General features: G+C 42.4%; 30 protein-coding genes and 1 tRNA gene. 9 read left to right on the forward strand and 22 right to left on the reverse strand.

Annotated elements, in window-relative coordinates:
* The coding region (locus tag RBB45_RS10695; RefSeq protein WP_306009569.1) for a hypothetical protein at positions 1 to 242 on the forward strand (242 nt) is incomplete at its 5' end.
* A gap of 98 nt (positions 243 to 340) precedes the next feature.
* On the opposite strand, the gene RBB45_RS10700 is transcribed toward RBB45_RS10695, so the two are convergent.
* From RBB45_RS10700 to RBB45_RS10720, 5 genes are all read right to left on the reverse strand, one after another.
* Positions 341 to 961 carry a hypothetical protein gene (locus tag RBB45_RS10700; RefSeq protein WP_306009570.1) on the reverse strand — a complete coding sequence of 207 codons (621 nt, stop codon included), beginning with the start codon at positions 959 to 961 and terminating at the stop codon, positions 341 to 343.
* A 296-nt stretch (positions 962 to 1,257) separates the two neighbouring features.
* Positions 1,258 to 1,866, reverse strand: a complete 609-nt coding sequence (locus RBB45_RS10705) for a hypothetical protein (protein WP_306009571.1) — start codon at positions 1,864 to 1,866, stop codon at positions 1,258 to 1,260.
* Positions 1,867 to 2,610: 744 nt separating this feature from the next.
* Positions 2,611 to 4,107: an ATP-dependent nuclease gene (locus RBB45_RS10710; RefSeq protein WP_306009572.1), complete on the reverse strand. Its 1,497-nt coding sequence runs from the start codon at positions 4,105 to 4,107 to the stop codon at positions 2,611 to 2,613.
* Positions 4,108 to 4,389: 282 nt separating this feature from the next.
* Positions 4,390 to 4,486: transfer RNA gene (locus RBB45_RS10715), tRNA-Sec, on the reverse strand.
* Positions 4,487 to 4,561: 75 nt separating this feature from the next.
* A complete protein-coding gene (locus tag RBB45_RS10720) occupies positions 4,562 to 4,906 on the reverse strand; it encodes a hypothetical protein (RefSeq protein ID WP_009790955.1) in 345 nt (114 codons plus the stop codon).
* Between the two features lie 160 nt (positions 4,907 to 5,066).
* Between RBB45_RS10720 and RBB45_RS10725 the strand changes: the two genes are divergently transcribed.
* On the forward strand, positions 5,067 to 5,501 hold the full coding sequence (locus RBB45_RS10725) for a DUF2621 domain-containing protein (protein WP_009790954.1): 435 nt from the start codon (positions 5,067 to 5,069) through the stop codon (positions 5,499 to 5,501).
* Between the two features lie 82 nt (positions 5,502 to 5,583).
* Here RBB45_RS10725 and RBB45_RS10730 read toward each other — a convergent pair whose 3' ends face one another.
* The 3 genes from RBB45_RS10730 to RBB45_RS10740 form a co-directional block, all read right to left on the reverse strand.
* Positions 5,584 to 6,078: a CcdC family protein gene (locus RBB45_RS10730; protein ID WP_022543750.1), complete on the reverse strand. Its 495-nt coding sequence runs from the start codon at positions 6,076 to 6,078 to the stop codon at positions 5,584 to 5,586.
* Between the two features lie 135 nt (positions 6,079 to 6,213).
* Positions 6,214 to 6,573, reverse strand: coding sequence for a response regulator (locus RBB45_RS10735; protein WP_101547530.1), 360 nt, complete (start codon positions 6,571 to 6,573; stop codon positions 6,214 to 6,216).
* Positions 6,574 to 6,802: 229 nt separating this feature from the next.
* Entirely contained in the window at positions 6,803 to 7,510 is a 708-nt protein-coding gene (locus tag RBB45_RS10740; RefSeq protein ID WP_009790950.1) for a cytochrome c biogenesis CcdA family protein, read from the reverse strand.
* Between the two features lie 322 nt (positions 7,511 to 7,832).
* Between RBB45_RS10740 and RBB45_RS10745 the strand changes: the two genes are divergently transcribed.
* Positions 7,833 to 8,006 (forward strand): aspartyl-phosphate phosphatase Spo0E family protein, encoded by a 174-nt coding sequence (locus RBB45_RS10745; RefSeq protein WP_009790949.1) that lies wholly within the window; start codon positions 7,833 to 7,835, stop codon positions 8,004 to 8,006.
* A gap of 49 nt (positions 8,007 to 8,055) precedes the next feature.
* On the opposite strand, the gene RBB45_RS10750 is transcribed toward RBB45_RS10745, so the two are convergent.
* Entirely contained in the window at positions 8,056 to 9,855 is a 1,800-nt protein-coding gene (locus tag RBB45_RS10750) for an ABC transporter ATP-binding protein (RefSeq protein WP_009790948.1), read from the reverse strand.
* Positions 9,845 to 11,608 (reverse strand): ABC transporter transmembrane domain-containing protein, encoded by a 1,764-nt coding sequence (locus RBB45_RS10755; RefSeq protein WP_306009573.1) that lies wholly within the window; start codon positions 11,606 to 11,608, stop codon positions 9,845 to 9,847. Before RBB45_RS10755 ends, RBB45_RS10750 begins: the two co-directional genes overlap by 11 nt.
* A gap of 204 nt (positions 11,609 to 11,812) precedes the next feature.
* Between RBB45_RS10755 and RBB45_RS10760 the strand changes: the two genes are divergently transcribed.
* Positions 11,813 to 12,082 carry a hypothetical protein gene (locus RBB45_RS10760; protein ID WP_101547528.1) on the forward strand — a complete coding sequence of 90 codons (270 nt, stop codon included), beginning with the start codon at positions 11,813 to 11,815 and terminating at the stop codon, positions 12,080 to 12,082.
* Between the two features lie 45 nt (positions 12,083 to 12,127).
* On the opposite strand, the gene RBB45_RS10765 is transcribed toward RBB45_RS10760, so the two are convergent.
* The 7 genes from RBB45_RS10765 to yneA form a co-directional block, all read right to left on the reverse strand.
* Positions 12,128 to 12,325: a hypothetical protein gene (locus tag RBB45_RS10765; RefSeq protein WP_009790945.1), complete on the reverse strand. Its 198-nt coding sequence runs from the start codon at positions 12,323 to 12,325 to the stop codon at positions 12,128 to 12,130.
* Positions 12,326 to 12,462: 137 nt separating this feature from the next.
* Positions 12,463 to 12,678, reverse strand: coding sequence for a YneF family protein (locus RBB45_RS10770; protein WP_009790944.1), 216 nt, complete (start codon positions 12,676 to 12,678; stop codon positions 12,463 to 12,465).
* Positions 12,679 to 12,764: 86 nt separating this feature from the next.
* A complete protein-coding gene (gene sirA / locus RBB45_RS10775) occupies positions 12,765 to 13,202 on the reverse strand; it encodes a sporulation inhibitor of replication protein SirA (RefSeq protein ID WP_022543749.1) in 438 nt (145 codons plus the stop codon).
* A 199-nt stretch (positions 13,203 to 13,401) separates the two neighbouring features.
* The gene (tkt, locus tag RBB45_RS10780; RefSeq protein ID WP_101547527.1) at positions 13,402 to 15,402 is read right to left on the reverse strand and encodes a transketolase; all 2,001 of its coding nucleotides are present in this window, start codon (positions 15,400 to 15,402) and stop codon (positions 13,402 to 13,404) included.
* Positions 15,403 to 15,581: 179 nt separating this feature from the next.
* Positions 15,582 to 15,821: a DUF896 domain-containing protein gene (locus RBB45_RS10785; RefSeq protein WP_009791601.1), complete on the reverse strand. Its 240-nt coding sequence runs from the start codon at positions 15,819 to 15,821 to the stop codon at positions 15,582 to 15,584.
* A gap of 130 nt (positions 15,822 to 15,951) precedes the next feature.
* The gene (locus RBB45_RS10790) at positions 15,952 to 16,599 is read right to left on the reverse strand and encodes a YneB family resolvase-like protein (RefSeq protein ID WP_009791600.1); all 648 of its coding nucleotides are present in this window, start codon (positions 16,597 to 16,599) and stop codon (positions 15,952 to 15,954) included.
* Positions 16,600 to 16,614: 15 nt separating this feature from the next.
* On the reverse strand, positions 16,615 to 16,947 hold the full coding sequence (gene yneA / locus RBB45_RS10795) for a cell division suppressor protein YneA (protein WP_306009574.1): 333 nt from the start codon (positions 16,945 to 16,947) through the stop codon (positions 16,615 to 16,617).
* A gap of 158 nt (positions 16,948 to 17,105) precedes the next feature.
* Here yneA and lexA point away from each other — a divergent pair, with 158 nt between their 5' ends.
* From lexA to RBB45_RS10810, 3 genes are all read left to right on the forward strand, one after another.
* Positions 17,106 to 17,729 (forward strand): transcriptional repressor LexA, encoded by a 624-nt coding sequence (lexA, locus tag RBB45_RS10800; protein WP_009791598.1) that lies wholly within the window; start codon positions 17,106 to 17,108, stop codon positions 17,727 to 17,729.
* Between the two features lie 252 nt (positions 17,730 to 17,981).
* Positions 17,982 to 18,263 carry a DUF4257 domain-containing protein gene (locus RBB45_RS10805; protein ID WP_094767396.1) on the forward strand — a complete coding sequence of 94 codons (282 nt, stop codon included), beginning with the start codon at positions 17,982 to 17,984 and terminating at the stop codon, positions 18,261 to 18,263.
* Positions 18,264 to 18,469: 206 nt separating this feature from the next.
* A complete protein-coding gene (locus RBB45_RS10810; protein ID WP_009791595.1) occupies positions 18,470 to 19,012 on the forward strand; it encodes an IseA DL-endopeptidase inhibitor family protein in 543 nt (180 codons plus the stop codon).
* Between the two features lie 113 nt (positions 19,013 to 19,125).
* On the opposite strand, the gene RBB45_RS10815 is transcribed toward RBB45_RS10810, so the two are convergent.
* Together RBB45_RS10815 and RBB45_RS10820 are read right to left on the reverse strand one after the other, a co-directional pair.
* A complete protein-coding gene (locus RBB45_RS10815) occupies positions 19,126 to 19,659 on the reverse strand; it encodes a helix-turn-helix domain-containing protein (protein WP_009791594.1) in 534 nt (177 codons plus the stop codon).
* Positions 19,660 to 19,756: 97 nt separating this feature from the next.
* Positions 19,757 to 20,110 (reverse strand): hypothetical protein, encoded by a 354-nt coding sequence (locus RBB45_RS10820; RefSeq protein WP_156917002.1) that lies wholly within the window; start codon positions 20,108 to 20,110, stop codon positions 19,757 to 19,759.
* A gap of 230 nt (positions 20,111 to 20,340) precedes the next feature.
* Here RBB45_RS10820 and RBB45_RS10825 point away from each other — a divergent pair, with 230 nt between their 5' ends.
* Positions 20,341 to 20,856: a hypothetical protein gene (locus RBB45_RS10825; protein WP_306009575.1), complete on the forward strand. Its 516-nt coding sequence runs from the start codon at positions 20,341 to 20,343 to the stop codon at positions 20,854 to 20,856.
* Between the two features lie 271 nt (positions 20,857 to 21,127).
* On the opposite strand, the gene RBB45_RS10830 is transcribed toward RBB45_RS10825, so the two are convergent.
* Positions 21,128 to 21,565 (reverse strand): hypothetical protein, encoded by a 438-nt coding sequence (locus RBB45_RS10830; protein ID WP_009791591.1) that lies wholly within the window; start codon positions 21,563 to 21,565, stop codon positions 21,128 to 21,130.
* A 305-nt stretch (positions 21,566 to 21,870) separates the two neighbouring features.
* Here RBB45_RS10830 and RBB45_RS10835 point away from each other — a divergent pair, with 305 nt between their 5' ends.
* Positions 21,871 to 23,100, forward strand: a complete 1,230-nt coding sequence (locus RBB45_RS10835; protein WP_094767400.1) for a glycosyltransferase family 4 protein — start codon at positions 21,871 to 21,873, stop codon at positions 23,098 to 23,100.
* Positions 23,101 to 23,410: 310 nt separating this feature from the next.
* Here the strand turns inward: RBB45_RS10835 and RBB45_RS10840 are convergent, their stop codons facing one another.
* Together RBB45_RS10840 and RBB45_RS10845 are read right to left on the reverse strand one after the other, a co-directional pair.
* Entirely contained in the window at positions 23,411 to 24,100 is a 690-nt protein-coding gene (locus RBB45_RS10840; protein ID WP_094767401.1) for an N-acetylmuramoyl-L-alanine amidase, read from the reverse strand.
* 28 nt (positions 24,101 to 24,128) lie between these two features.
* Positions 24,129 to 24,272: a hypothetical protein gene (locus RBB45_RS10845; RefSeq protein WP_170939414.1), complete on the reverse strand. Its 144-nt coding sequence runs from the start codon at positions 24,270 to 24,272 to the stop codon at positions 24,129 to 24,131.
* Between the last annotated feature and the right edge of the window lie 7 nt (positions 24,273 to 24,279).

Below are 24,279 nucleotides of genomic sequence, written 5' to 3' on the forward strand. Positions count from 1 at the left end.
TTACTAATAACATTAAATTAATATTTTTTAATTTGAATACAGCCAATAAAGAATGGTTCCTGCCCCCACACTTTAAAGCTTTACTAAACATGGGGTCAGGACCTATTTTTCATTCCGCAAATGGTGGCTCTTTTCTCCGCAATGACTGGCTCAAAACTCCGCATAAGTGGCTCATTTCAACTGCAATAATCACGACAGCAATCAGTTTATCCTGTTTTTCCAAGATGGATTATAGCATTTAAACCTCAAATTTTTATAAAAATACAAAATCAAATTTAATCACCAATACCTTCTATCTGCAAAATAAAAAGCACCCATGAAATGAATGCCAAATTACTTATTATTGATTTATGTTATATATTTGTTTTCTTAAATCCGCGCCATGTGACTCAAGCTCTGAATCATTTCTTGCTATTCGAGGATAATAATTAGTCATTAATTCGTGAATGATGTAATCCGTTTCGTAATCGTTTTCCGAAGCAAAATCTATAAATTCCCAAACATCATCTGCATCCCAACTTGTACTTCGTAAAACTCTTAACACCTCAGGGTTAATCTTTGCAGCATCTACAAAAAGCCTTTTGGAAACTTCAGATAAGTTCTTTGCATCATAATATACTTTATCAAGTTTATCGCTAATGTTATTACTGTTCAGAGACTTGATTGATGTTTGTAAAGTCATGTTACGATGCAATAATTCATTGAATGTTAAATTATACAGATTGTTTTTTTCATCTAACCTATCTAATTGTTGTTGTTTAAGAGTTAAACTAACACCCTGCAAAGTTAAAAAACCAGAGATTGTCCCACCAACTATTGCTCCAACAAAGCCAATAATAGCAATAAAAATGCTCGATTCTATTTTGAAAAAGGACTTCAACAGTAATAAAAACAATGTTATATAAATTATTAATAGTAAACTTGTAGCTATATACCCTTTTGTAACCTCATTTATCTTCACCTAGACCACCTGACTTTACATTATTGCTGAGAGAATGGTGCCTGACCCCTCACACTTTAAAGCTTTAATAAATGTGAGGTCAAGTCAAGCACCTATTTTTTGATGAAACACCTCACTCTATGGAATTTCTCTTTCAAACTGAGTCCAACCATTTATAAACATCTGCGATTTAAATCACTCCTATATGTTTGTTCATCTCTTAGATAGAATTGAACATGGGTGAGTAGATAATCGCAGTCATTGATATAGACCAAATTTGACATAATATACGCCACCAGATAACAAAAGGATGGAGATTAGGAGGACCTCTTTTGAAGAGTTTCTAATAATTCAAAGGTGATTTGCCTAATACTGGCTAGTTCTATACCAGTAATAGACTTTTGTGAACCATCAATATTTTCATGAAACAGATTCATTGAATTCCCTCGAGAAAGGTCCGAATAAGAGCCATTCAGTTTTTTATCGACATGTGCTCCTCCATCTTTATTAGATACACTTAAAACTAAATCTTTTCTAGAAAATTTATTACGGCCATCGTCCAAGACTATCATCTCGCTCCACCAAGTACTAAAAGTAACCCATGGTCTTTGCTTTCTCTTTTCACTAAGATTATTTAAAGGTGGGTAGTACTCAGTTCTACCCCCTCCTTCTGTAGTTGTTCTTATACCAGTTAAACCAAATTTACTTTCAGGGATAGCAGTATTAAAATAATATAACTTTTGCTTTACTTTTAAATGAGTTAGCAAAGAAGTGGAACTAGTTGTATCGTGTAATAGTGTTCTAATGACAACTGCCAACCTTTTTGCTTCGATAAAGATGCCCTTATCGAAATTTTCAGAAGAAATTTGTAAAAAATAGATTTGTTCATTTAAGTGTTCAAGAAAATCCTGCTCTGTTAACTTCAAAAACCCGCCCCCTTTAATATAGGTATTTAGCATAAATTATTAGGATAAGAATTAAGATATTAGATGTTTCTACAGCCTCATGAAACTAGGAAGACTCAACCAGTTTGGCAGTATATAATTACAAAATCTAAGTGCCAGTTAAGCGGATCCGGCTAGGTACACTAAATCATTCTTCTATTAATGAAATATAACCCGGTAAACCTTCGCTTTTTCTCAAGGAAGTATCTGGAACTATTTTCGATCATATATCTACAATTGGCATCAGTGACAAATAGCTACTTTCATAGCTATTAATACCCAATTACCTTTCACAATGGCAGAATGAAATGATAGTTAACGACCTGATATCGTAATTCGGTAGCGCGCTATTAGTCTTGGGGGCAAACCCCACAGAGCAGAGAAAAGAACAGGAAATACCAAACAGTCTCTTTAAAACTGTACGGAAATCACATGTATATTCGGCGGGATCAGCTTGAAATCGCTGACCTGGCATGAAGGTAACGAGCGATTTTAAAGACCGCAAAGAGCTCCAGCTGCCCTTCCGCCCCCCATCCTGATAAAATCTAATCATTTCAATGCCTCTCCCTATACCTTAACCGTTTTATCAAGTTATTCTATTGGGTCCAGTTCAATAAAATAACAAGAGCCATGGGAGCCAAGGGTTTTTAACAGGAGTTTTTAAAGTACAAAACCAATAAAAAGGCAGCCCATTCAATGATTGATTGCCTAATACAGAAACGGATGTTAATATACGCTTTCAGGTACGGGAAGCATTTCCTTTAAATGTTTAAGGGTGTTATCTAATTCAGGTTTGAACTGTTGGCACCATAGATTTAAAAAGGCAGCTCGAACAGCTTCTTCAGAAATAAGACTCAGTTGTATACCTAGTTGTGCAAATAATAAGTGATAATCTCTGGTTGTAGACTTTACACTTTCTATTTTTTGTTTTAGCTCACTCTGTTTTGAGATATCCCATCCAAGGCTATAACATAACATAGCACCTATTTCTGTGAAATTATTTCTTATTTCATTATAAATATATTCTTCAGGGTATAAGCCTGGTAGCCTAAACACTTTATCTTTACCAGATTCAGATTGAGGGGAATCACCATCAATAAAGCAAACAGAAGGCGCCTTACGAGCAGGGTTTTCATTGTTATATTTGTTGAATAGCACAGCATTACCATCTCCACCAATAAAATGTACCTCAACAGATTGTAAATCCACATTATAAAAACGTAACATAGTTTTAACCCATAGCTGTGTAAATTCATCTTCAGTAAATATTATTAATTTTGTTTCCTCTTTATCACGTAATTCCCTTAATGCTGAAATGCTTAATCTACCCTGTGCTAATTTCCCATCCATAGCAGCCCAAATAGCTTCCCCTGGTAAAGGCATAAGAGCATAATCGGAATGTGTAGTAAATATGGATTGAATCTTTTTCCTATTGGCAGCTTCAATAAGATACTCAACAAGTCTTCTAGTAGCAATAGGGTGTAATCCATTTTCTATTTCTTCTATTAAGACAAGAGAATTTTTAGGGGATGCTTCAACTTCCATAATCAGCCTAATAATACTTGATTCACCAGCACCAAAGTGGAACTCTGAGAATTCTGTCCCCACTTCACTAATACCAGTCAATAATGAAACCCGACCTTTGTTATCCACTTGAATATGCTTATAACCCTCCACACTTTTTCCAAGTATTTTTTCAACAGCTTGTAATACTGTTTCTTCAAACTCACTGATTTGGGAAGGGTTAACTGTGAATTTCTTGGTAGCGCACTTTTTTAATTCTGTTCTTTCCACAGCAGGCACAGTTCTAGATACACCCATGATAATTACATTTCTACTAAGAAAACTATCTCTTTTCCACTTAAAGTCTTTAAACGCTGCTGTTCTCCTTATAAAATCACTCTTCGTAGAAACACTCTTATCTACTAAGGAATACTCCATTCTCCAATTTGCCATGCTATTGTCAAATTTGCCACTTTTCGTAAAAAATAGTCCGGGTTTTACTTCTTTGTATGCTAAGGCAGCAGCACCAAGTACTGTAGTCTTACCTCCACCGTTTGGAGCCACTAGTGCAGTTACTGGAAAATCGAATGTGATTTCTTGGGATTGAAATCGTCTAAGGTTGACCAACTTTATCGTGTGTAAATACTTTCCATAATCTTTTTTTTGGACTTTATCAATAAGGGGTTTAATTACACTGTCTCTGATTTCACTTCTAAACACTAGTATATCCTCCGATATAAGTATATTTTTATTATATTATATTTTAAAAAATAATATAAATCGACGATATTATTAGAAAAAATAGAATTTTCAGGTTGCCGTTCATGCCAATTTAGTTAGTAAAAGTTAGAATACTCATGACAAATTCAAAAAGAGTAAAATTACATCCCTAAGTTATTAACTACCTAATGAAATTTAGGAGTCCTCCCCCACACATTAAAGCATAAAACAACACAAAAAACCGCACAGTCTCATCACTGTGCGGCACTAATATGTATATTATGGCGGGACCGCCTGGGAATCGAACCCAGCTGACCTGGCACGCAGGTCACGAGCGGTTTTGAAGACCGTGAGGGACACCAGTACCCCATTCAGCCCCGTGAGTAGCAGTCATCTGCTTTTGTTATTTGGCAATAATGATATTATGACGGATTTTGGGCTGCTTTTCAAGCCTTTAGCTCCAGCTGCCGGTTCCTTTGCCTTTATTCTGGCCCTGATCTTCTTCCGCGATTTTTTTCAGCAGCTTTTTATTATTCTTATTGATTTCAAATTGCACCTTGTAAACACGAAAAAGCTGCACCATGAAGCGGATCCATAGAAAGACGGCCAATGCGGCGAGGACAAAGAAAATGATGGTTTCGACTGCCCCTTCAATAGGGCTGAAAAAGCTCATGAAGAGTCCGTAGGCGATACCTGCTGCAACGAGAAGACCGATGCGCAGAAAAATCTGCAATAATAACCCATCCTTTTGCTTTTGCAGCTTTTCTTTTTCCTGCTGAAGACGGCCTATGCTTTCCAATCAGTTCCCCTCCCCTTTTTCCTTATTGTACCATCAAACAAGTTTAAATGGCTTGGCCGTTTCCCTTATGTTCCACTTTTTATGCAGGATTCGGCTTGTCTCCTTCCCTTCATATGCTTATAATAATAGTAAATAAGTTATTGTAATGTAGGTGAGTAGAATGACAACAGAGCTTACTGGCTGGTTTTTGGTGTTTATTTTGTTTTGGGTGGTTGTGCTGGTATCACTGTTTGCGATCGGCGGCTTTTTTATGTTCCGGAAGTTTTTGAAGCGGATGCCGAAAGAGGATGGGAAGTCGATTCTTGATTGGGAAGAGCATTATGTGAATCAGACGCGTAGCCTTTGGGCTAAGGATCAGAAGGTGCTCTTGGAGGATTTGGTGAGTCCGGTGCCTGAGCTTTTCCGTGATGTGGCACGGCAGAAGATTGCCGGGAAGATCGGCGAGCTGGCATTGAATGAGAAGGCGAAGCGCATTACGGAGGATCTCATCATTCGCGGCTATATTTTGGCGACTCCCAAGCGTGATCACAAATTCCTGCGCCGCAAACTGACTGAAAGACAAATTGATATGGCTCCTTATGAGCATTTATTCTAGAAACCATTCCGCTGTCCGTGGAGTGGTTTTTTTCTTTTCCATAATAAAAAACACCGAAAGCGAGTTCGATGTTTTCACTGTTTTATACGGTTGTTTTTGTATTCAATGAGGTACCATTGAGCTCATTGTAGATCTTTTTGTAGTTCAGGTACATGGCGATCCGCCAAGGGACGATCATGCCGAAAGCAAGGATCCAGAACATGCCGCTCAGCTGTCCGACGTCAATCGTGGAGCTGAGGATCAGCTTGGCCACAATCCGGACGACAAGAAGGCCGACCAGGATAAAGGCAAAGGCCTTTGATCTTTTTAAGAAAATATCATTATCACGCACTTCAAATGCCGAGGTTTTGATCAACAGGATTGAAAACAGCATGCCGACTCCGGCAGCTTCTAATATCTCAAGCGGTGTGACGCGAAAGTACGGAAAGACGAACATCAGGGCGCCCGTGCTCATGAAAAGCGGCGGCAAGATGATCTTTTTGGCTGAAGCAGGTTTCTTGGCTGCCCGCATCCGGATGAACATGACAAAAACAGCCATGCAGATGGCTCCGATCGAAGAAGCTACAACCATGTTCATAGCATTCATCCTTTGTATGTTTAATATTTACCATTATATTATATCCTAAATTCCTCTGTTTAGAAAATATTTTTCGGGACTTTGGGCATCGGTGCAAAAAGAAAAGCCATTTAAGCAGGCTTAAATGGCTTTGGGTCAGCTGAGGACCCGGTTGACTGCGTCGAGCACGCGGCCTTCATCAAATGGCTTTACAATAAAGTCTTTGGCGCCGGCTTCGATGGCTTCGACCACCATCTTCTGCTGGCCCATCGCTGAGCACATGACTACCTTGGCGTCAGGAAATTCCTGTTTGATTTCCTTCATGGCTTCAAGGCCGCTCATCTCCGGCATGGTGATATCCATGGTTACGAGCTCCGGCTTGAGCTCGCGGTAAAGGTCAATTGCTTCGCGGCCGTTTTCGGCCTCCCCGACGATTTCATGTTCGGCTTTCTTTAATATGTTGGTTAAGGTAATTCTCATGAATTTTGCGTCATCTACAATTAATATTCTTGCCATGCTGGTTCCCCCTCGACACTGCAACAGAAATCAATCTATTAGTATGTATTTTTCTATATTGTCACATGTCAAAAAACAGTTTCAGATAAAAGAGCACATATTTCAATATAACGGAATGTGAGGGAGAATTCAATCCAAAGAATCCGACAAATTTCGCTTTTTCTTCAAATTTCAAGTTGTAATTTATGGAAAAATAAAAGAAAACCCGGCATTTTTGCCGGGCCATCCTTTAGAAACCTTTAAATCCGCCAAACATAGCAGTCATTATAGATATGATCTGAGTCATCCAGTCAAAGAACAGCACAATACCCATGACAATCATCACATAGCCGCCGATCTTCATGATTTTCACGTTATTGCGGCGGATCCATTGCATTTTGCCGATAAAGAACGACAGGACGAAGAATGGAATCGCAAATCCGAGTGAATAGGCAATCATATACACAAGGCCTGAGCCCGGGTTAGAGGCAGCGAGTGCCCAAACGGACATGAGGATCGGTCCTGTGCATGGCGTCCATCCTGCTGCAAATGCAAGGCCGATCAGGACTGAACCCAGGTAGCCGCCAGGTCTGTTTTTGAATTCGAGGCGCCTTTCCTTCATGAGTGCCTCCGGCTTGAAAACGCCGACAACCATCAATCCGAATATGACGATGAAGATGGCACCGATCTGCCTGATCAGATCATTATGATCGCTGAATATTCTTCCGATAAAAGATCCCCCAAAGCCGAGGGCAATGAAAATAATGCAGAACCCGAGCAGGAAGAAAAGGGTATGCAGCATGCTGCGCTTCTGCAGCATCGCGTTTTCTTCTTTCAGCTCGCCCACTGACATGCCGGTTATGTAAGATAAGAATGCGGGATACAATGGCAGGCAGCAGGGAGAAATGAAGCTCAGGAAGCCCGCTCCAAGGGCGATGAATATATTGACATCAGTCATTCAAGACACCTACTTTTCCTTGATTCTTTACCATTTTAACAAAATCTCGCCAAGAAAGATAATGGTCACCCTGTGAACACTTTGTGACCTACTATAATTATATTAAAAACATATAAAGGACATGTTATAATTTTGATAATGTTTTTGTCATATCAGAGAAACTTTCTTTTGAATTTATTACCATTATTCGATATACTGTATGAGTAACTAACATTATTTGTTATAATCTTTCATGTTTTTACATGGTTTTGATTTGGAAACTTACATACAGACAATAATAAAATGGGGCCTCTTTTAAATCCACAGGAAAGGACTATCAGCCGTGGCAGGAAAACAAGAACTACTGTCTTTGATTGAGAATAAGCGGGCTGAACTAATCCAAGTCGCCATGAAGAATGGCCTGCATTCAACTGCTGCGATTAAGTACAGTCAGGAGCTTGACCATCTCTTGAACGAATATAACCGTATTTTTATAAAAAAGGTTCAGACACAATAGAAAAACAGCTTGGAAGCTATATAAGCCCAAGCTGTTTTTATTTTGTCTTTTAAGCGTTGCCGACAGCGTCTTCCACTCTCTCGACTGAACCGTTCTGCAGCAGGTACATTTTATGGTACAAGCCTTTTAATGCCAGCAGTTCCTGGTGGGTGCCCCGTTCCACGATTTCCCCCTGGTGAAGGACAAGGATCAATTCAGCATCCTGGATGGTGGAAAGCCTGTGGGCGATGGCAATGGTTGTGCGCCCCTTCCTCATCTTCTCAAGGGCCGTCTGGATGGCCTCCTCTGTCTCAGTGTCGATATTGGCAGTCGCTTCATCAAGCACAAGGATTTTCGGGTTGGCTGCAATCGTGCGTGCGAAAGCAATCAGCTGCCTCTGACCGCTGGAGAAGGTCGAGCCTCTCTCAACTACCTTGTGATCGTAGCGGTCATCAAGCTTCTCAATGAAGGTATGAGCCTGAACGAAATGGGCAGCTTCCTCTATTTCCTTATCGGTCATCTCTGTATCATGGAGGCGGATATTGTCCTTGACCGTTCCATAAAACAGGAATGGATCCTGGAGGACTAGACCAAGCTTTTCCCTCAGCTCTTCCCTTGGATAAGACTTAATCGACTGCCCGTCAATCAGAATGTCACCTCTTGAGAATTCATAAAACCTCATCATCAGATTGATGATCGAGCTCTTTCCGCTTCCTGTATGGCCAACCAGCGCCACTGTTTCGCCCGGCTTGGCAGTAAAGCTGATGTTTTTCAGCACATCCCGCTTCCCATCATACGAAAAGCTGACATCCTTGAATTCAATCTGTCCGTCCCCGATTGAAAGCTTCTCTTCCTTTTGAGCGGGCGCAAGCTCTTCTTCATCCAGGAGCCTGAAGACCCTGGAGCCGGCAATGATGGCCTGCTGGTACATGGATAACCGCTGCATCATATTGTTGACCGGCTCGAAAAAGCGGTCCAGATAGCTGACAAATGCGAATAAAACTCCGACTTCAATCGGATTGCTGAATGAGGTAATCCCGAAAAAGCCCAGGACAATTACAAGCGCAAGTGTATAGACCAGGTCGATTGCCGGCCTGAGGAGCAGCCCATCAACCTTGATGTTCCTCATTCCTGCGTCATAATGCTTCTGGTTAATGTCTGCAAATTCCTTGCGCAGGCGCTTTTCCTGCCTGAACACCTGGATGATCCCCATTCCCTGGAGCGACTCGCTGAGCTTCGCATTCAGCTGGCTGAGCCTTTCTCTCATATCCTGATAAAAGCGCGAGCTGTATTTGCGGTACATCTGCATGATCATAAAGATGATAGGAAGGATCACCAGACAGAATAATGCCAGCTGGACATTCAGGGCAAACATCGCGATGAATATCCCGATCAGCAGAAAGCCGCTCTGTATGAAGATGACCAGGACGCTGACAAACATATCCTTGATGGCCTCTGTATCATTCGTGACCCGCGAGACAATGCTTCCGGCCGGCGTCTGGTCGAAGTATTTCAGGCCGAGCGACTGCACCTTTGAAAAAACGTCGATCCGCAGCTGCTGAATGATCTTTAGTGCGATCTCCTGGAACTTAAGCAGCTGGAAATAAGAGATCAGGACATTCATGACCTGGATGCCGATATAGCCTGCCCCGAGCAGGAACAAAGGCTCAAATGCCAGATTCCTTGGGGTCAGATAATCGTCAATGAATATTTTAACAAGGATAGGCCCCATGATATCGCCGATCGTTGTCAGCAGCAACAGGCTGAAGGCGAGGATAAGCGTTGCTTTATGCGGCTTTGTATAAGCAAGGAGCCGGTATAGGACGGTCCGCTGTTCTTTCTTATTGATATCCTGCTGGTTATGCTCCATGATTTCTGCCTCCGTGCTCTACAAGTTCTTCAAGCTGCTGGCGGAGATACATGCTCTTATACCAGCCTTCTTCTTCCATCAGCTCGTCGTGTGTGCCTTTTTGCGCTATCCTGCCCTCATCGAGCACAAGGATCAGATTCGCATGCTGAATCGCACTCAAGCGGTGGGCGGTGATGATGGTCGTCTTGCCTGCCCGGTTTTTCCTGAGGCCGTTCAGGATGGCTTCCTCGGTCTTCGCATCAACCGCTGACAGAGAGTCATCCAGGATCAGTACTTCCGGGTCCATCATGAGCGCCCTGGCGATTGAGATCCGCTGCTTCTGCCCGCCAGACAAGGAAACGCCGCGCTCACCGACAACCGTTTCATAACCTTCCGTAAATTGAAGGATATCTTCATGGATATTGGCAAGCTTTGCTGCCTTAAATACTTCCTCCCGCTCAGAGGAAGGGTTTGCAAAGGCGATATTTTCTGCAACCGTGGCTGAAAAAAGGAAATGATCCTGCGGAACATAGCCAATGGCCTCATGCAGCTTTTCGAGCGTATAATCATTGACAGAATGGCTGCCAAAGCGGACATCCCCTTCAAAACCGTCAAATTCCCTGATCAGCAGCTTAAGGAGCGTTGTTTTCCCGGCACCTGTCTTCCCGACGATCCCAAGGGTTTCTCCCCTTTTCAATTGAAATTGGATGTCTTCAAGGACAGGTTTTTCTTCGTTAGGGTAATGAAATTTATTTATATCATAAACAAGATCCCCGCTCGGAACGATTGCAAGTGCCCCTTCCTTGTCAGCCACCTCTGCCTTTTCGGCAAGCAGGCTCATGATCCGGTCATTGGAAGCCCGCCCTCTTTCAACGATATTAAAGAGCCAGCCAAAGGCAAGCATCGGCCAAATCAAGAGTCCGAGATACGTTGTAAACGAAACAAGCTCCCCGATCGTTAATTCCCCTGAAATCACATATCTGGCACCAAAAGCGACAGACAGGAAAAAGGAAACCCCGACGATGATGCTGATTGTTGGATCGAATAGTGAATCTACCTTGGCCACTGAAATATTTTTCTCCACCACATCATGTGATTGCTTGCGGAAATCCTCTATATCTTCTTTCTCCTGGCCAAAGGTCTTGATGACCTTGATGCCTGTGATGCTTTCCTGTGTCTTATCATTTAAAGCAGAAAAAGCCTCCTGTGCCCCATGGAACCGCTTATGGAGGAGCGTCCCATACCAGCTCGTCAAAATCGCCATGAGAGGCATCGGGATCAGGCAGATGAGCGTCAGCTTCCAGCTGATCGTCGCAGCCATGGCGATGATGACAAATCCACCGGTCGCAAGCGAGTCGACAAGGGTCAAAACGCCTGAGCCGGCCGTCTGCTGGACGGCCTGCAGGTCATTTGTCGCATGGGCCATCAGGTCCCCGACCCGCCTTCTTTGGTAAAACGATTGCGGCATCTCTGTAAAATGCCGGTACAGCCTGTTCCTCAGCTGCCTGGACAGCTTGACGGCAGATCCGAAAATCATGATCCGCCAATAATAGCGCAATATGTACATCATGAGTGCGGCTCCGATCAATATCAGGAGCCAGTTGACAAGAAGGCCGCTGGTCAAAGTATCGTTTTTGATATGATCAACCACAATCCCGATGACCTTTGGCGGAATCAGCTGCAGGAATGCTACAAACAGCAGCAGGAAAATCCCTGTCACATACGATTTCTTCTCTTGCTTAAAAAACCACATTAAATCTGCAAATACTTTCATGCTTGCTTCCCCCGGCTCTCGTGTTCCTGAATTTTCCTCAATTATGCTCCAAATAGTTTATCAAATATTTTAAAAATAAGAAAGATTTTTCAAGGGGCGCACTAAAGACATATTCATCATTTATCAAAATCCGTGATATTGGCAGGGACAAGTTGGAGCATACAAGCATTAACTATAGAGATAAAAAGGAAAAGAGGTGTTTAAATGTCTGCTGGTATTCCATCTTTGCCAAGCCTTCCGACAGTCGTAACAGTCTGCTGGTTCCGGAACCCATTAAGTCCTGTATCACTGAGAAGGATTTCCCAGGCGACTGTTCTGGGAAATGATGCAGAAGCCTGCCTTGAGACACTTGAAACAGGAGCCCTTTATGGCCCGGCATCAGAATGCCTTCTGGCTAACGGCTTTCAGCTCGTGACCCTTCTTGATTTCGGCATCTACGGATTTTCCGTTTTCACATCTACGCCAGAAGCATAATAAAAAGAGGACAAGTATCCCTGTCACCCAGGTGCTTGTCCTCTATCAGCTTCCGTTTCCGTCATAAAGACGCACAAAATGCTTCATCAGCTCTTCTTCTGAAATTTGGATCCGGTGCTCCAGGTCTTTCGTCCGCAGGACATATTCCTTAATGCCGATGAATTCGGATTCAGCAATCAGCCAGAATACTGTACCGCGTTTGAATCTGCCGTTAAAGCCAGTTTTCAATCTGTATTTTTTCATGTTATCCTCAGCTTAACATTTACGATTTTTATCTAAAAAGCCGCTTTCTCTGTCATAATCACAGAAAAAGCGGCTTTCTTGTGTACAGTGATGGCCATGTAATAGACTTTATTACAATAGGGAGCCCTATGTAAGCCTTACTTGCCGGACTGCTTATTCATGGCAGACATCATCTGATTAATTTTCTTCTGAGATGGTTTCATACCCATTTGCATCATCATCATTTTAAGCATTTGTTCGTTGATTGGCGGATTTTTCTTTAAGTAGCTCATCATATATTTACGAGCGATGAAAAATCCTAGTGCTACACCGGCGATCAATGCCAGTATACCAACTAGAATAACGTCCCACATTCAAAACTTCCTCCTTCATGTTGTCTATCATACAGTGTACTAAACCAAAGGTTATTATACAATATTTGCACCTGTTTTTCCCCTATTTAAATAAATTTTCTTTCTTTGATCGGCTTCAGCCAGCCAAAGCGCCTGTTCGTCATATCAACCGCCAGATAAGAGGATTCATTTTTCCGGAGGATTTCAAAGAACACCGTTTCTGCATCATAATTCCCATGTGATTCAATCACTAAACATCGGTCATAGATTTCAAGCCGCGCTGAACTGTTTTTTCCGTTTTGGATAACATAGGCCCCCTGATCGGCTGATGCTCCTTTTTTCCTTGAAAGCTGCTGTGTAAGATACTGGTGAAGCCTGAGGGCGGGAATCGGCCTTGTGATAAACTCAATCTGGCGTGACAGGATCGATTTCAGCTCTCCCTTCGAACGGCTGTATTCCTGAAAGAGCTGGTAGAACATCCGCTCTCTGCCGAAATAATGGGAAGCAAATTCGTCTTCTATTAAATAAAGCTGATAGGTTCTCACCAACATCTCCTCCAATATCTTCTATATTGCTTCAAGTATAAGGGAACAGAATCAGTTACTTTGTCTTTCAGCGTCAAAAATAGGCACTAATTTTGTCGAACAGGCTTATTTGCCTATCAATTATATAAAAAATAAAAATATTCAATCAATTATAAGGAAATAAAAAAGAGAGCGTACTCTGACGCTCTCTTTATACCCTTTACAGAAGGGCCTTTAAACGTGCAACCACGTTTTCAACTGTGAAGCCGTACTCTTCGATGATCTTCTCACCTGGTGCAGATGCGCCGAATGTATCGATCGCCAATACTTCGCCTTCATCACCGGCATAACGGTGCCAGCCAAGTGAAGAGCCCATTTCTATGGCAAGGCGCTTCTTGACAGCCTTCGGAATGACGCTTTCTTTATATTCCTTGGACTGTGCTTCAAAGCGGTCCCATGCAGGCATGGAAACAACTGCTGCATCGATGCCTTCTTTCTTCAGGGCTTCCTGCGCTTTTACAGCAAGATGCACTTCAGATCCGGAAGCAAGCAGCAGGGCATCTGCCTGATCTTTGCCAGCCGGTGAGACAACATAAGCCCCTTTAGATACGCCTTCATACGCGTTTTTGTCAGTATCCTGGAGGGTAGGCAGGTTTTGGCGCGTCAGCACAAGAGCTGTCGGCTTATCCTGTGATTCTACCGCCACTTTCCATGCAGCAGAGGTTTCATTGCCATCAGCCGGGCGGATGACAGACAGATTAGGCATCGCACGAAGTGATGCAAGCTGTTCAACCGGCTCGTGTGTAGGGCCGTCCTCACCAACCGCGATGCTGTCATGCGTGAATACATAAGTAACAGGCAGACCCATCAGGGCAGCTAAGCGGATTGCCGGGCGAAGATAGTCAGAGAATACGAAGAATGTTCCTCCGAATACCTTTAAGCCTCCATGAAGGGCCATACCGTTTAGGGCGGCACCCATGGCGAATTCCCTTACGCCGAACCAGATGTTGCGGCCTTCGAATGAAGCAGGGGTAAAGTCGCCCGAGCCTTTGATCATCGTTTTATTTGAACCGGCAAGGTCAGCAGATCCGCCGATAAAGAATGGAAGATTCTGCGCGATTCCGTTCAGTGCTTCTCCTGAAGAGGCGCGGCTTGCCAGGCTTGAACCTGTTTCGTATACAGGGATATCCTTATCCCATCCTTGCGGAAGCTCGCCTTTCATTGCTCCGTCAAGCTGTGCACCGAGCTCAGGGAATTCCTGCTTATAGCTTTCAAGCATAGAGTTCCATTCCTGCTCAGTCTTTTCTCCGCGTTCTGCGATGTGTTTCTTGAAGTGGCTGTACACTTCATCCGGAACATGGAAATCTTCTTCAAAAGTCCACTTGTAAGCTTCCTTCGTCAGCTTCAGCTCATCTGCACCAAGCGGTGCGCCGTGAACATCTGATTTCCCGGATTTGTTAGGTGAGCCGAATCCGATGACCGTTTTTACTTCAATCATAGTCGGATGGTCAAGGTCGCCTCTTGCTTCCTCAAGCGCTTTCGCCACTTCGTGAAGGTCATTACCATCTTCAACACGGATATACTGCCAGCCGTAAGATTTGAACCTTTGCTCCACACTTTCAGAGAAAGAGCGGTCAAGGTCGCCGTCAAGGGAGATATCATTTGAATCATAAAGGACAACGAGCTTGCCAAGCTTCAGGTGGCCTGCCAGCGATGCTGCTTCGGCAGATACACCTTCCATAAGGTCACCGTCGCCGCAAATGCTGTATGTAAAGTGGTCGACTACATTATACTTGTCTTTATTGTAGACGGCTGCCAGGTGGCGCTCAGCCATAGCCATGCCGACTGCCATTGAGATTCCCTGTCCAAGCGGACCAGTTGTCGCGTCAACGCCCTTTGTATGTTTGTATTCAGGGTGTCCGGGAGTCTTGCTTCCCCATTGGCGGAATTCTTTCAGGTCATCGATTGTGAGACCATAGCCTGATAAATGGAGCAGACTGTATAGAAGCATGGAACCATGTCCTGCAGATAAGACAAAACGGTCACGGTTAAACCACTCAGGGTTTGCCGGGTTATGGTTCATGAAACGGCTCCAGAGTGTGTACGCCATAGGAGCTGCCCCCATAGGCATGCCAGGGTGGCCGGAATTTGCTTTTTCAATAGCATCGATAGATAGAGTTCTGATCGAGCTTATGGACAAATCATCGATAGATTCAAACATATACTACATCCTCTCTTTAAAAAAATCCTGCTCAATTAATTTTATAGCGGCTCTTTATTTTACACAACTGAGAAGCTTCTGTATATCTTGTGCATTTTGGAAACCTGTATGTAAAAGAGAACCAAAAAATAAATCCAAAAAGGAACACAGATTGTTGTATTCCTTTTTGGCCTGATGCATTAATGAAGGCGCTTCTTCTCGTCCTCACGCAGCTTTTTTATCTTTTTCGGTGTAACGTCATTCCCCTTTGGATCCATGATGGTTACACCTTTTAAGGTTGTGAGCATATTGGAACGGAATGTCTGCAGATACTCGCTGCGAAGCTTTGTCTGTTCCTTTGCCTCTTCATTCGTCAGCCCTGCGGTCTTAGCTTTGTTTGCCAGCTCATTGATTCTGGCCATTTTATCTTTAGGCAGCATAATAACGCTCCTTTTTCATTCATTTCATTTGGCTTTCTCTAGTCGTCTTCCCCTTAGGGCCCTGGTCTAAACGGCCGGAGAATACATCAAATGTTACTATAAAAAAAAGCGTTTGCCAAGGCAAACACTCTTACTCTTCCTGTGCATCTATGTATTCCTGATAGCGCCTGTGCACTGTCGCCTTGGAAATGGGATAGCCGAAGCCCCTGAGAGTTGCCGCGATCTCCGAAAATGTCAGCCTGCTGGCTCTCAGGCGGACAATTTCTTCTATTGGAACCTCGATCCGTTCCCTTCCAGAGTGCTCCCCCAGATTCTTCAGGTTCTTCTCTGGCCTGAATCCTTTGTCCACTGCCCTTTTCATGCCTCTTTTGATCTTGATATTATGCAGCTTGCGCTGATATTCTTCCACCATCGAGACGATATTAAGAACCATGGAATCTGATTCGGAAAGCTGCAGCTCACCATTGTGGGAAATGCTGTAGAGCACAGCGCCCTCTTTATATATGAAGTGAAGCAGGGCGATTTTGGCATTGCCCCTTCCGAGCCTCGTTTCATCCTGGATAAGGACGGCTTTTATGCCTTCATCCTTTATAAGATCAAGAAGCTCGAGTACACCGTCCCTCTCCAGGTCATACCCGCTTGCCTGTTCCCTGATGATCGCGGCTACTTCAAAGCCTTTTTCCCCGGCAAGCGCAGTCAGTTCCTCCTCCTGCCTCTCCAGGGATGTTTCCTGCGCTTCTTTTGTTGTCGATACCCTGCAATAGATTACTGCTTTCATATATGCTCCTTTATGTCATTCACCCGCAAAGTTCTGCAGATCATCCTGCAGCTGCCTTGTATGGCTGTCTGCTTTAACCGGGATCAAAATCTGCTCCCCCGCTTGGATTGCACTGCCGGCGATTCCATTCTCCTCTTCCACCCACATTACAAAGTCTTCTGCAGACAGCTTATGCTTGTCCGAAAATTGCTGAGACAGCCCCCATAATGTATCTCCTTCATCAACCGTCACCTTTATGTAGTCTTCTCCACCGAAAATTTTGTCGTATCCGGTAAGCAGCAAAGCCGCCCCAAAGCTTAGAACGATAAGTATAATAGCATATGAGTATTGATTCCACAATTTTTTCATACAAGACACCCCACTGTCAGAATATATGTTCGCATTTCGTTAAATTTATTATAAACCGAACATGTGTTTTCCGTCAACAAAAATTCGAACTTATGTTTGTATCTGTTCCGGGTACATGCTATAATTTAATCAATAATAACCATACGGGGTGCGAATACATGGCTAAAATATCAAAAAGGCAGCAGGATATACTCGAATTTATCAAGGAAGAAGTGAAAGCGAAGGGCTATCCCCCTTCAGTCAGGGAAATTGGGGAAGCAGTCGGCCTGGCCTCCAGCTCGACTGTGCATGGGCATCTTGCCCGCCTCGAAAGCAAAGGGATGATCAGAAGGGATCCGACAAAGCCGCGTGCAATTGAAATCCTGGAGCTTGATGAAACATCTCATATTCCAAGGAATAATGTCGTCAACGTTCCTATCCTCGGGAAGGTTACAGCAGGACAGCCGATCACTGCGATTGAAAATGTAGAAGAGTTCTTCCCGCTTCCTGAAAGCATGGCACCGGCAGCCGAACAGGTCTTCATGCTTGAAATCATGGGTGAAAGTATGATTGAAGCCGGCATCCTTGACGGAGACTACGTCATCGTCCGCCAGCAGCAGTCAGCCAACAATGGCGATATCGTCGTTGCAATGACAGATGAGGATGAAGCAACTGTCAAGCGTTTCTTCAAGGAAAGGGATTATATCAGGCTTCAGCCTGAAAACTCTACAATGGAGCCTATCATTCTCAGGAATGTTTCCATTCTTGGCAAGGTCATTGGCGTCTACCGCCATATCCACTGATTATATGATTCTCTCAGCCCGGGCCATGTGTTGCCTGGGTTTTTTTCTGCCCAATAACCTTGTGAGCACTAGAATAGTCGCATCTTTGCTGCTTACTTTTTCCTGAAGAGTACATATATACCATTCGCTGTGTGCTGAAAATTCAGTCGATTTATGCATATCTTTCCTCTCCCGCTCTGTTATATAATAGAGACAGCACCATGATTGACCTAAGGTCGCACCAAAAATACCGGCTTTAGGAGTGTGAGGCAAATGTGGCAGCATGTCGTCTTCGCAATATTCATTGGTGGCCTTGTCGGCGCGGTTGGGCATCTTAAGAAGCACGGGAAGCTGATCATGCCGAAAAGAACAAAGCAATTCATCTATCTCGGCTTTTTGGAGGAAATGGTATTAGGATCACTCGCCTCAGCGCTGCTTGTGCTTTCATCAGATGCAAGCTCCCTCTTGAAGGTAGCATTCCTGTCCATGCTGGCAGGACTTGGCGGTGAAGCTCTGATCCGCAGCCTTGACCTCATCAGGGCCGAAAAGAAATGAAACAGGAGGAAATGCAGAAGCTATGCTTAAAACAGCAAAAGTAAAGACGTAAGAAGCCTCTCCCGGGATATTGGGCAGAGGCTCTTTTTATGCCTGAAAACTGTAAACAATCATCTGCATTTCGGTAACCTTTCTGTAACTCTTTTGAAGAAATGGAACGATAATATAAGGTTAGCAAGTGACTACAACTTATTGGAGGCTTTAAAATGAAAAAATTATTATCCATCCTGCTGGCTGCTGTCGCCCTGTTTACTTTCAGCCTTGGCGCCTCGGCCAAATCCGCGAGCGGAGATTTAAGCAGCAAAAAAGCAGTCGAACTGGCGCAGAGCGCACGTGTGCATCACTGGAATGCTATGAACGGACATATCCCATCTAAGAAGAATACAGCCTGCTCCATCAAGACTTTTCAGTACAAAGGCACAGAATATCGCTACCTTTGCAGTGAAATCAATACGAAAGCAAAGCTGACCAAGTACCTTAACGAATCTTTCACCTTAAATGCAATCGATAAAGGCTACAAGAAATACAGATTCATTGAGTATAAAGGAAAAATGGCACAGCCAAATGCCGATGGCGGCAGCCTGCTCCAGTGGAATAAAGCTAAGGCAAAGCTGATCTATTCCAGGAAAGATATCCGCCAGTTTGAATTCACGGTGCCTTACGGCGAAAAGCAGCATGAAAAGAAAAAGGTTACGTTTGTAAAGGTACGCGGGAAGTGGCAAATCAATGCTTTTGATGCAGTGAGATAGTTTAAGAAAAGGGAAATACCTTGAACTTTTGTTCAAGGCATTTCCCTTTTTGGCTGGCCGCGCTATTTGTTTATGGCCATTTAGAATGTCTGCATCCTACATTAATCCAGGAATTATAAACCCAAAGCATTTATTTTGATCCCAAATGTACCAATGCCAATTAATTCGCCTTCTTCCCCTAGCAGGGGATATCCTACTATATAATGAGTGTGTACTTCATTGTTATATTCATATTCTGCGAATGTTCCTGATGTTTCTTTGGTATCCAGTACTCTTTGTTTAAGAGAGATCAATTTTTGGGAATCGATGCAAAAGCTTAATTCATCATCCCTTGCACCGATAAACTGATTGACTTCCTCCTGATTGGCCGAATCAAAAATCCATGTATATCTCAGATCAAGGTCACTGTGCGCAAGCATGCATTTCGTTCGCGTGAACACCTCTTGAAAGGCGGCTAAATCAGACAATAGAAGCGAAGGGTTTATATCTAAAACCTTAGCAAGGTTCCTGCTTATATCCACACTGGGATTTCTTGTACCAGATTCGATCTGCGAATAATAGGCCCGGTCGATAAAAATCGAGTCTGCCACGTCCGCTTGAGTCAGATTTTTATTTTTTCTAAGCGTTATCAGCCAGTCGCGTTTCATACTATTCCCCCCTCTTTATCATAATACGGCCCCCTTGGTGAAAAGAGAAGGAATAGAACTTAGTCAATGTGTAATTTCAATGAATAACGATTGGCCATTATTTCGAATCCGGATTTTGATTGAGATAAAAAAATCTTTCCATAGGAATCTCATCGTAACTGCAGCCCAATTTCCTTTTTACATGGTCATTCAGTGCACTTTCTATATCTTCCACATAAAAATTCACTCTTACATGGCAATGAGCAAGCGCAAGATGATCAGTAAAGCTTTTTGCCAGCTGATCCAGAGGATATATGTGGTCATCCAGAACTTTTTCCTCTGAGTAAACTTCTGCTTTGATGATGTTCGATCTCATTTCGTCAGATGGCAAACTATCTTCCTGAGAAAAATCATCAGGAGTGCTGGGTCTTTTTTCATCAATGATTATCATTCGATACGTTTTATCATCCAAAAAAATGTCCCATGCTTCCAGTTCAGTAGAATTCAGTATCCTGTCAAAGTGCATGCATATAACCCCCTTATCAACTTTTTGCCTGCCTTTACGGCGTAAATTCGCTCTCATATTAGAAGGTGCAATCACTTATAAACCATGTGCTTAAAATTTTCCCAACCGTCTTGTTATTCCTGCTCTTAAAATATCACGTTATAATTGTATATATTATACAGTTGGGAGATAGACTTTTGAAGAAAATATCAGCTTATGTACTCTTCACACTATTGATAAGTTCAGGATGTTCTAATGAAAATGAAATAAAAGAACTTCCTGCCGTAAGCCACAATTCTATAGAAGAACTGAAAACCTGGTCGCCTACAGCTCGCACAGCTATAGAACTGGAAGGGAAGTCTTTGAATTTATATGGAGGGAAATATGCCCTTTCTCCGGATGTAATCAGGGTAGATACCCAAGGAAAACACACTTGGTATTTATGGATGAAACCAGAAGAAAAAAAAGAATTGCTTCATGAGAAAGTTACAATTAAGGGAATCAGCGAGAAGGATAAAAACGAAGAAATATACCTAGCAGACACCAAGTTGGTTGATTTGTCCAGCGATGAAAAACAAAGCATGCCCTATTCGGAAAATGCACTAAAATTTATAGCAAATATTACCCCTGTCAGGGAAGGACGTTGGAAAATAAACACGTATGTGGATAACTCATTACTCGGAACGACGGTCATCGAGGCACAGCCAAAGTAAGGATCAATCCGAAGGAATATAAACATCACAATGGGAATGTTAAGTGTTTTATAGCAGTGCAAAAAGTTTATGCTTCTAACAGTTATATTCATTATCCTAAACAGCAAGTGTGCGTGAAAGCCTTCCTCGACTAAAATTTGATTTATATCTGTTAAAGAATAAAAAAAGGGGACAGAATTTGAAACTGTCCTCTTTTTCCATATATAGTGAAAAGTCGACACTTTAGAGTAATAAATCGCACCAAGCGTTAATAATAGCTTAGTTAGATTATTTATCCAGCCGTTGCATAAGCATTAAAGCTTTCAGGACCGACTCTTACTGTTCCGACTGCCGATGCAGTAATGTAGGCGCGATAGACTAGTTGTCCATTTGCTGGCTTAGGCGGATTAAAATCTGCTCCATTGAAGCTAATGACTTGAGGGCCTAAAATTTCTAAACTCAACTGCTGTTCAGCACTATAAACAGTTGTTAGACCAGTTTCTTCAGTACCCCTTACAACTTCAATTGTAACTGATGTTAAAACAGGGAGCAGTGGTAACTGAACGGCTATAGTACCGTTGAAATTAACCCTGATAATGCCAGGTGGTTGTTGTCCAACTTGAAGACCAACACCTCCAAACAATGATTCAGTTCCTACAAGAATAGGAACTGCTGATGAATTGGCAAGACTAGCATTTTGACTAGTGCGACCGTCTAAAAATATCCCCATATTTTTCACCACCTTTCTAATTTTATTCTATGCAAGTCCCAATAAGGCGGATTGGGTTAAGACTATAAATCAAAAACCTATTTTTAAGTTATATTTTTTCGAATTACAGCATTTGATTTAACCACCTATTTACAATGACCTTTAGGGATTTGGCTGATACCCAGCACCTAAAAAGATTAAGTACATACTCTAAAATAAGGTAATGTGCTCCAATTTTTTCTGCCAAATTACCAATAACTTTTAGCTAAGTTAAAAAGGGAGATAAACAATATGAAGCATTATAAAAATATGAACAGTGATCAATTATGAAAATATTGATTGTATCCTATTATCCTCAACCCTCAGTAGGAGGCATTTGGACGTACGTGTCCAAGCTGGTTAATCGATTACGCTCACTTAACCATGAGGTGTCTATCCTTAGCATGAATCTCAAAACGTATAATTACAGAATTCATGACAGGATTGAAGAGCTTACTGAACAGAGTGCCTTTTCTTCTAGCGAAATTTTAAAAGCATATCCAGATTACAATCCGGATAGCTTTATATTTCAAACAGAGGTGTATCGGTACTCTCTTTATAATGCTGCTAGATATTATGGTCTGGAAGACTATGATGTAATTTATGCTCAGGATGTCATGTCAGCGGGAGTAATAGGAAGAATTAAACCCTCTAAAGTCCCTATGGTAATGAGCGCACATGGATATTTGCTAGGTGAAATTTTATTTTATCTTAAGAGTAAATTCCCAAATGCCTCAGATGAAACTCTCCAAAAAACTGAAGTATATAATTTTTTTCAATCTCTTGAAAAGCTGGGGTATTATTACTGTGACATGATTCATTCCCAATCCCAATGGATGAGAGAGCTGATAGTAAACGGCTCACAAGTTCCGGAGGAAAAAGTTGTCTTATTCCCTTACGGAGTAGATACAAGCAGCATTCTTGAAACATTTGGAACCAGTGAAAAGTTGGATACTGGGGGAAAGAAAATCATTATATTCACAGGCAGGCTTGTAACCTTAAAGGGTGTGAACACCCTCATATCAGCTCTTGGCATGCTGGTTAAGGAAAGGCAAGATTGGGAGTGCTGGATTTTGGGAGATGGCGAGGAAAAAACTAATTTGGAAGAGCAGTGCAGCAACCTTGGGATTACAAGTTCAGTAAAGTTTTTTGGAAACGTCAAGAATGTTTTCCCATATCTAAAAAGTGCTGATATTTTTGTCCTTCCAGGATTGCAGGACACCCAGCCTCATTCAGTCATGGAAGCACAGTTAGCCGGGCTACCAGTTATCGTAAGTGATGCTACTGGTCTCCCCGAAATGGTTCAGCATCAGATAAACGGATTTATTTTTCGGGCTCATAACATTGAGGCTTTGAAAATTCAGCTTCATTTTCTCCTGGATGACGCAAAAAAAAGGCGTGAGTTTGGAGAACAGTCCATCCGATGGGCATTGAATAAATGGGACTATAATTTGATGGCAGAAAATGTCCTTACAATGTTCACTCAAGCAATCTCAAAAAGTCAGTTTAATTCATAAACATCATACTCTTTATTTGCAAGTTTTCTATTTCATTTATATATATTTAGATTTTGGGGAGTAAGGGTTAGTGGTATATGTGTAGATGGCTGGACAGTGAAAGAAGATTGATTTGCTGCGAAAAAGACAAGACTCGCTGCTCGTATATTATAGGAGTTTTTTTGCATGCAGAGACAGCATTAATGATCTTTCAGAGGAAATATTGAACCCACCATAAATGGGTGGGTTGAAATTGGACTTTTATTAATTATCATTTAGCATATACTTTTAACAATAACTTTGTGTATTGTCTAATTTTTTTCGCAAGAGATTATTTTACTCTAAGGCGCTGGCCAACATATATGGTATAGCTGCCATCAAGATTATTCCATTGTCTGATTTGATTTATTGTGCTGCCGTATCTCTTGCTTAATCCATACACCGTATCGCCTGCAACAACTGTGTGAAAAACTGCAGTTGCTTTCTTAGGCAGATTAAAGCACTTCACGATTCCATTCACATGGCCGCGGGCAATCGACTCTAAGAAAGAAGCTGACTTCAACTTGGCTGCATCATTAACATTATCAATGAACCCATTCTCCGTTAAAAGTGCCGGCATATTCGATTCCCTGAGCACATGAAAATTCCCGCTCTTCTTTCCCCGATCAGTAAAATTGACCAGCTTCAGAACTTCTGCATGAATGGTGGACTGGTAGGTAGAAGTTCGAGAACCGGCACCTGGATAAATGTAGTCCTCATAACCTGTCCCGCCTCCGGCGTTGACATGGATGGACAGGAAAAAATCTGCCCCCCAGGCATTCGCTTTACTTGTCCGTTCATCAAGTGTCGGTAAGGTATCACCAGTACGGCTCATTAAGATGGAAACATTGTCATATTCTGATGTCAATATATTTTTAATTCTTGTGGCAATTTGAAGCGTCAGGTTTTTCTCTTGCAGACTATTTCCTGCTGCTCCTGAATCTGTACCGCCATGACCCGGATCAATAAAAATCTTTACCATTAATATCACCTCAATATGATGTATGCTTCTATTCAAAAACTGCTTGTACAATACCCCACTTCACTAAAAATCTCATATCAATCTTCTTTTCAAGCCAAAATAAATAAGCCGCCAGCAGGCGGCCATTTCTGATAACTATATTTCTGGCAGAGGCTAACATTTGAGAATGCATGAAATAA

It is taken from the genome of Bacillus sp. MMSF_3328 (assembly GCF_030733525.1).
In the GTDB taxonomy this organism is placed as follows: Bacteria; Bacillota; Bacilli; order Bacillales; family Cytobacillaceae; genus Bacillus_AB; species Bacillus_AB infantis.